The organism is Acinetobacter bereziniae LMG 1003 = CIP 70.12 (assembly GCF_000368925.1).
GTDB lineage: Bacteria > Pseudomonadota > Gammaproteobacteria > Pseudomonadales > Moraxellaceae > Acinetobacter > Acinetobacter bereziniae.
Genome location: NZ_KB849756.1, coordinates 190,633 through 196,632, shown reverse-complemented (window position 1 = coordinate 196,632; position 6,000 = coordinate 190,633). Strand labels below are relative to the sequence as shown.

Sequence of the window (6,000 nt, the reverse complement as noted above, 5' to 3'; positions counted from 1 at the left end):
ATTTTCTTCATTAAAGTACGTGTATGACGTCGTCCTATATGATGTCCTTGACGATTCAACAAATCACGCATCATACGACTGCCTGCAAAAGGATATTGCATATGTAATTCATCAATACATCGCATCAGCTTCAGATCTGATGCACTCACAGGTTTTGGGCGATAGTAATAACAACCACGGGAGACTTTCAGCAGCTTAGCTTGCTTAGATACTGAAATCTGAAGTGAGTCGTCGATTAACTTTTGTGGTTGAAGCGGCCCAGTTTCTTCAACACACCTTCTAAAAAATCAATTTCTAATGCCTGCTCACCGATTTTTGCATGTAGTTTTTTTAGATCGATGGGTGGTTCTGTTGGAGCTTTTGATTGATCGAAAGCTTGCGAGGAAGCTGAAATCAATTGATTTTTCCAGTCAATAATTTGGTTTTGATGAACATCAAACTCAGCACTCAATTCAGCAAGTGTTTTTTCTGCTTTAATCGCAGCAAGTGCTACCTTAGCTTTAAAATCATTTGAATGATTTCTTCTTGGTCTACGTGCCATAAAATACTCCATATATTGATGTTTATAACATCATTTGAGGAGCAGAATATCACTTATAGGAGTTGTTCAAATTTACGGATCCATCTCTAATCTCCACGATCTTAGATGAGTCTTATAAAATTGCTTTAACACGTTTTGATGACCGTATTCGAGTTGGAGGAATGGCTGAAATTAATGGTTTTGATCGCTCTTTAAAATCAAGTCGTGAAGATACCTTGCTGATGGTGCTCCAGCAATTATTTCCAAATGCCAGTGATATTACGGATGCACATTTTTGGACGGGTTTAAGACCTGCAACGCCTGATGGTACGCCGATTGTTGGTAAAACCAAGTATCAAAACCTATATACCAATACTGGACATGGCACATTGGGTTGGACCATGTCTTGCGGTTCAGCAAAACTACTCTCCGATATTATTTCAGGAACAACACCACAAATTGAATACGATGATTTGAACGTGTTTCGATATGATGCAGTAAATAATTAATTACATTTAAGAAAGAACAAATGAGTCAACATATTTTGGAACACGAAATCACATTCAGCAATCAACACTTTTGGCATTGGTTTATTGCATTATTACGTGGTTTTGATGAAGAAAAAGAATTAAATTTGGATGAAGCGATTGAGGAGAAGACAGGCTTAGACCTTTATAGCAAAGAGATTGAAACATGGTACAGATCTTTTTTACCTGAACATACTGATCGGGCAATGCGGCATTATCATTTAGCAATTCATTCTAAACTCTACGTTGATATTCAATTTACATCAGAGGAAATTCGTTATTTTCTCAATGATCTGTATATCGGCAATATTGGTGGGCATTTTGAAGCATGGTTTTTGAGTTTGAAAGAGTTTCAACGCTTACAATCGACGGATTTAGATTTCTTATTGTTGCTACCGATGCTCGCTGTTGAACAGAACCAGTTAAAGGTTGTCAAAGAGCTGATTGCCAAGCGATTATCGAATATAAAATCTTTTCAAGATCATGAAGAATATATTGCCAGCTGTGTGGTGAATGGCTTGATCATTCAAAATGATTTCTATCTAGATGAAGCGGTTGGAGTGTGTAATCAACAAAATCATAGTGTACGTAATTTGCAACAGCACCCTGATGATATGGAACATATCCAAAAGTTAAATGAACTGTTAAATACAATCTAAAGATTAAATTTCAGACTACAGTTGATCGACTTTACAGTCCGATAATGGGTAAAGTGGAATAAGATCAGATGTAATCAACAAATTTAATCAACAAATCTAGTCAAGATTATCGAGTAGAAAATGAATGCGTTAAAAGTTTTACGTTTTGCTGTAGATGGTATAGCTGTAATCGCGAATACTCAGAATCGTCAGATTCAACATTTATTAGATAATTTTTCAGCTTATGCCTATGAGTCAGAATTTGAAAGAATAATGTATTTTTCTGCGACTGATTTATACGTAGAATTAAAACTAGATGCGTCACATATACAATTGTTGGTCAATTCTTGGACAGGTGAGAATTATACACAATGCAATATGAGTGTAGAACTCAGTGAAGCATTGGTTTCCGAAAGTGGAGTCGCGTTGATTTTAACTGAGCAAGATATTGATGAAGCTATTTGGTTGGAGCACTTATACGCTGAAAATATGGCTGAACTCGATGTAGCATTAACCAAAATTGAGCAAACAGCACAATTAGAACAAAACAGTATTCAAGCTTATATTTTAAGATTCTTGACGGACGAGGATAAACAGCAATTTTTAGCAGAGTTTGGTAAAGCAGAATAATTTTTACGATTCATTACCGCAAAAGTGTATCTATTTTATTCAAAATGGCATATACATTGCTATATAAAAGGAAAGATGATTGCAGGAGAGAAGTCTCTTGTAGACTCGCCGAAGGAGCAACGACCCCGGAAACTCTCAGGCAAAAGGACTGTAATTATTGTAAAACCTCTGGAGAGAAGTCATTCTATTGAAAACAAAAAAGAAATGGCTCACCGAAGGGGAAGGTAAAACCTAAATAGTTTAGGTTTTTATCGAAGCTCTCAGGTACACATGACAGATGGGGCATACATTGACAATGTAATGAGAAGAATTACATTTCAAAGGAGTGTGTGTATGTGTCATGTGGTCATAATTGGTTCGGGTATTACAGGTGTAACCTCAGCTTACGAACTTGCTCAATTAGGTTATCAAGTAACTGTTATTGATAAACATTTATTTCCTGCTATGGAAACCTCATTTGCCAATGGTGGACAACTATCTGCGTGTAATGCAGAAGTATGGAATCAAAAGTCTACGGTACTCAAGGGCATTAAATGGATGGCAAAAAAAGATGCACCATTGTTGCTCAATCCTTCTTTTGACTTACATAAATATGCTTGGTTAGTAGAATTCCTCGGTAATATCAAACATTATGAAACTAATACACAAGACACGGTTAGAATGGCGCTGTTAGCACGTCAAAGATTGTTTAGCATTGCTGAACAAGAAGGTATTGATTTTGATTTAGAAAAACGTGGAATTTTGCATTTCTACCATTCTGAATATGATTATAAAGTTGCAACCAGTGTCAATGCATTGTTATGTAAAGGTGGTCTAGAGCGTCATGCCGTTACCAATGAGGAAATTAAATCCATTGAACCCAGTTTAACTGGTGAATATTACGGTGGTTTTTATTGTCCAGGTGATGCAACAGGTGATATTCATAAGTTTACGACAGGTCTCGCCAAAGCCACTGAAAAATATGGGGTAAAATATTTATTTGGCATGGAAGTCGTGAATGTTGAGCACACAGCAAATGGCGTTAATATTCAATACCACCCAAGCGTTGAAAATATGGAAGGTCATTCGGTTGCTATTGAGCAATTGAGTGCTGATGCAGTTGTGATTTGTGGCGGAGTCGGCAGTTATCAACTAGCCAACCAACTTGGTGATCGTGTGAATGTTTATCCTGTAAAAGGTTATTCAATCACTGTACAGCTTAATGATGAAAAAAGTATCAATGGTGCACCTTGGGTCAGTTTGCTCGATGAAAGTGCAAAAATTGTAACGTCTCGTTTAGGTGCGAATCGCCTACGTATTGCAGGTACTGCGGAATTCAACGGTTATAACCGTGACATTCGTTCTGATCGTATTCAGCCTTTAACAGATTGGGTCAATAAAAATTTTGATATATCGACAGAGCATTGCGTGCCTTGGGCAGGGTTACGTCCAATGATGCCAAATATGATGCCTGTGGTAAAACGAGGTAAACGTGAACGCGTATTCTATAATACAGGGCATGGGCATTTGGGTTGGACATTATCTGCTGCAACTGCTGTAATGATCAGTCAAGAAGTTGCAAGCTCACATCCTTTATAAAGATAAGCATTATAAAACTAAAGAAAGCATTGATATGCTTAATTGCAAAGAGCGGATATAAGTCGCTCTTTGCAAATCTACGTATTCTATTTTAAAGATGAGTAATCACATCTTTTTGAGCTAAACGAGATTTGGGCAATTTAGCGTTGAAATCGACATCACTGCGATAACCGAGTGTCATAATGACAGAAGGAATTAAATTCTTTTCAGTTAAACCCAATTCTTCAGTTAAAATTGCTTCATCAAAACCACCAATCGGGGTAGCATCTATGCCTTCAATCCCTGCGGCTAAAAGCATTTGCCCAAGTGCAATAAAGGTTTGATTTTCAGCCCAGCGCTGAATGTCTCCTTTTTCATTTCGATAATAAGAAACATAGCCTGAACGGCTTTCTTTTTGTCCTTGCTTGGCTTTTTCATCTTTAAAGCGCCCACTAAGATCATCTTGTTGTAACAAATCTGCCAGATGCTGTTCGCTTATATCTGCTTTGGTACAAAATAAAATGGTATGCGATGAATCTAATACTTTGGGTGCGTTATAGGCATATTTACCAACAAGGGCTTTTGCAATGCGTTGTTTAGCCTCATCATGATCTGCAATAAAGAAATGCCATGGCTGAATATTAATTGAAGAAGGTGTTAAACGTAAGATTTCAACTAAACGCTCGAATTGTTCTTGAGGAATTTTCTTTGTCGCATCATAAGCCTTGGTGGTATAACGTGTTTTTGCTACCGTCAATAGATCCATGAAATTATCTCATATATCGTAAATTATCGATATATTCTATGCTAAAACACCTAAAAGTGAATGTTAAAATCGTAAATAAACATGAAAATTATGAGCGATTTGAAATATTTGAAAATCGAATTTACTATATTCTTATGATGTGAATTTATAACAAATAGAATTGTCATGAATTATAAAGTTTTGTGCCATAAATATGCAAAATAGGGAAAGATAAAAAGCTTGAAATGCTCGTTTGAAATAAATATTAAATCGCTATAAAGTGATTGTATAACAAGATAATAATTAAAAGCTGGAGAGGGAAACATGACGGCATATTATATTCATTTACCGCAAGATTTTCATGATTACGAATGGGAATATGAAAAGAAAGGTTGGTTACTATTAATGATTGATATTTCAGGGAAAAGTTATTTTTTTACTTTTTATGATCCTGTTCGTCTAGAGCAAACGATTAAAGATAATTTAAGTGAATATAATTATTTTTTTGAAGAAAATTTAGTTGTGATTGACAAGGTAAATTTAAAAAATATTCAAAATTTTATCGAAAATATGATTAATACTGAAAAATAAAGTGTTTTATTGAAAAATAAGATGCAAGGTTATATAGATTTTAACGGATTCGCCATTTTATAAATTGCCATTTTCCAGTTTCATCTACCTCTAAAATCATGGCTTCTGAGGTCTTTTCACGCCAATCGCCAAGAACAATTCGAGGTTTATTCTTTACATCGTGGATTGCAGGACGATGGGTATGTCCATGAATCAAGATATCCGTATTTTCTAAAGCCTGTTCTACAGCTTTTGAATTGACATCCATAATTTCATAAGATTTATTTTGCTGAGATTCACGACTTCGTTTACGAAAACCATTGGCAAGTTTTTGTCTAAAGTTTAGTGGTGTACTTTTTAAGATTTTTAATACAAGAGGATTACGAATGACTTTCTTAAATCTTTGATAAGCAACATCATCAGTACATAAGGCATCGCCATGTTCTAAACGAAAATGTGTTTGCGCGATTGTCAGTATGTAAATATCAGGCAGCAGTTTGCCATTGAATTGATCAAGAAATGCTTGCCCTAAAGCAAAATCACGATTGCCGACTTGAAAGTAAATTTGATTACCTGCTTGGTTAAATTGTTGTAAATGTTGAACAACTTCATCTAGCCATGGTGCAGTATAATCGTCTCCAATCCAAGCATTAAACCAGTCACCCAGAATAAATAATTGAGTATTTTGAGTTTTATATTGATCCAATAAATCAAAAAACCCTCGAACCAGTCGAGGGTGTTCTGGTGACAAATGTAAATCAGCGATAAACAGATAGGTCACTTTTTTTCCTATAAAATTATCCTACTCAGCAG

General features: G+C 35.6%; 6 protein-coding genes, 2 pseudogenes and 1 riboswitch. Of the genes and pseudogenes, 5 read left to right on the top strand and 3 right to left on the bottom strand.

The features are described from left to right. A pseudogene (locus F938_RS23815) lies at positions 1-553 on the bottom strand (IS3-like element ISAba14 family transposase); the annotation flags it as partial. 71 nt (positions 554-624) lie between these two features. On the opposite strand from F938_RS23815, the pseudogene F938_RS11060 reads away from it, so the two are divergent. The 4 genes and pseudogenes from F938_RS11060 to F938_RS11045 form a co-directional block, all read left to right on the top strand. Beyond that, positions 625-1,029 (top strand): annotated as a pseudogene (locus F938_RS11060) (FAD-dependent oxidoreductase); the annotation flags it as partial. Between the two features lie 20 nt (positions 1,030-1,049). Continuing rightward, entirely contained in the window at positions 1,050-1,706 is a 657-nt protein-coding gene (locus tag F938_RS11055; protein WP_005031823.1) for an Imm19 family immunity protein, read from the top strand. A 120-nt stretch (positions 1,707-1,826) separates the two neighbouring features. Then, positions 1,827-2,315: a hypothetical protein gene (locus tag F938_RS11050; protein ID WP_005031821.1), complete on the top strand. Its 489-nt coding sequence runs from the start codon at positions 1,827-1,829 to the stop codon at positions 2,313-2,315. A 72-nt stretch (positions 2,316-2,387) separates the two neighbouring features. Continuing rightward, positions 2,388-2,476: riboswitch (glycine riboswitch) on the top strand. A gap of 172 nt (positions 2,477-2,648) precedes the next feature. Continuing rightward, positions 2,649-3,893 carry a D-amino acid dehydrogenase gene (locus tag F938_RS11045; protein WP_004830572.1) on the top strand — a complete coding sequence of 415 codons (1,245 nt, stop codon included), beginning with the start codon at positions 2,649-2,651 and terminating at the stop codon, positions 3,891-3,893. A gap of 91 nt (positions 3,894-3,984) precedes the next feature. On the opposite strand, the gene nfsB is transcribed toward F938_RS11045, so the two are convergent. Then, a complete protein-coding gene (gene nfsB / locus F938_RS11040) occupies positions 3,985-4,638 on the bottom strand; it encodes an oxygen-insensitive NAD(P)H nitroreductase (protein ID WP_005031818.1) in 654 nt (217 codons plus the stop codon). 303 nt (positions 4,639-4,941) lie between these two features. Here nfsB and F938_RS11035 point away from each other — a divergent pair, with 303 nt between their 5' ends. After that, positions 4,942-5,208: a hypothetical protein gene (locus F938_RS11035; protein WP_004830575.1), complete on the top strand. Its 267-nt coding sequence runs from the start codon at positions 4,942-4,944 to the stop codon at positions 5,206-5,208. Positions 5,209-5,248: 40 nt separating this feature from the next. Here F938_RS11035 and F938_RS11030 read toward each other — a convergent pair whose 3' ends face one another. Next, a complete protein-coding gene (locus F938_RS11030; RefSeq protein WP_004830576.1) occupies positions 5,249-5,968 on the bottom strand; it encodes a UDP-2,3-diacylglucosamine diphosphatase in 720 nt (239 codons plus the stop codon). Positions 5,969-6,000: the final 32 nt, after the last annotated feature.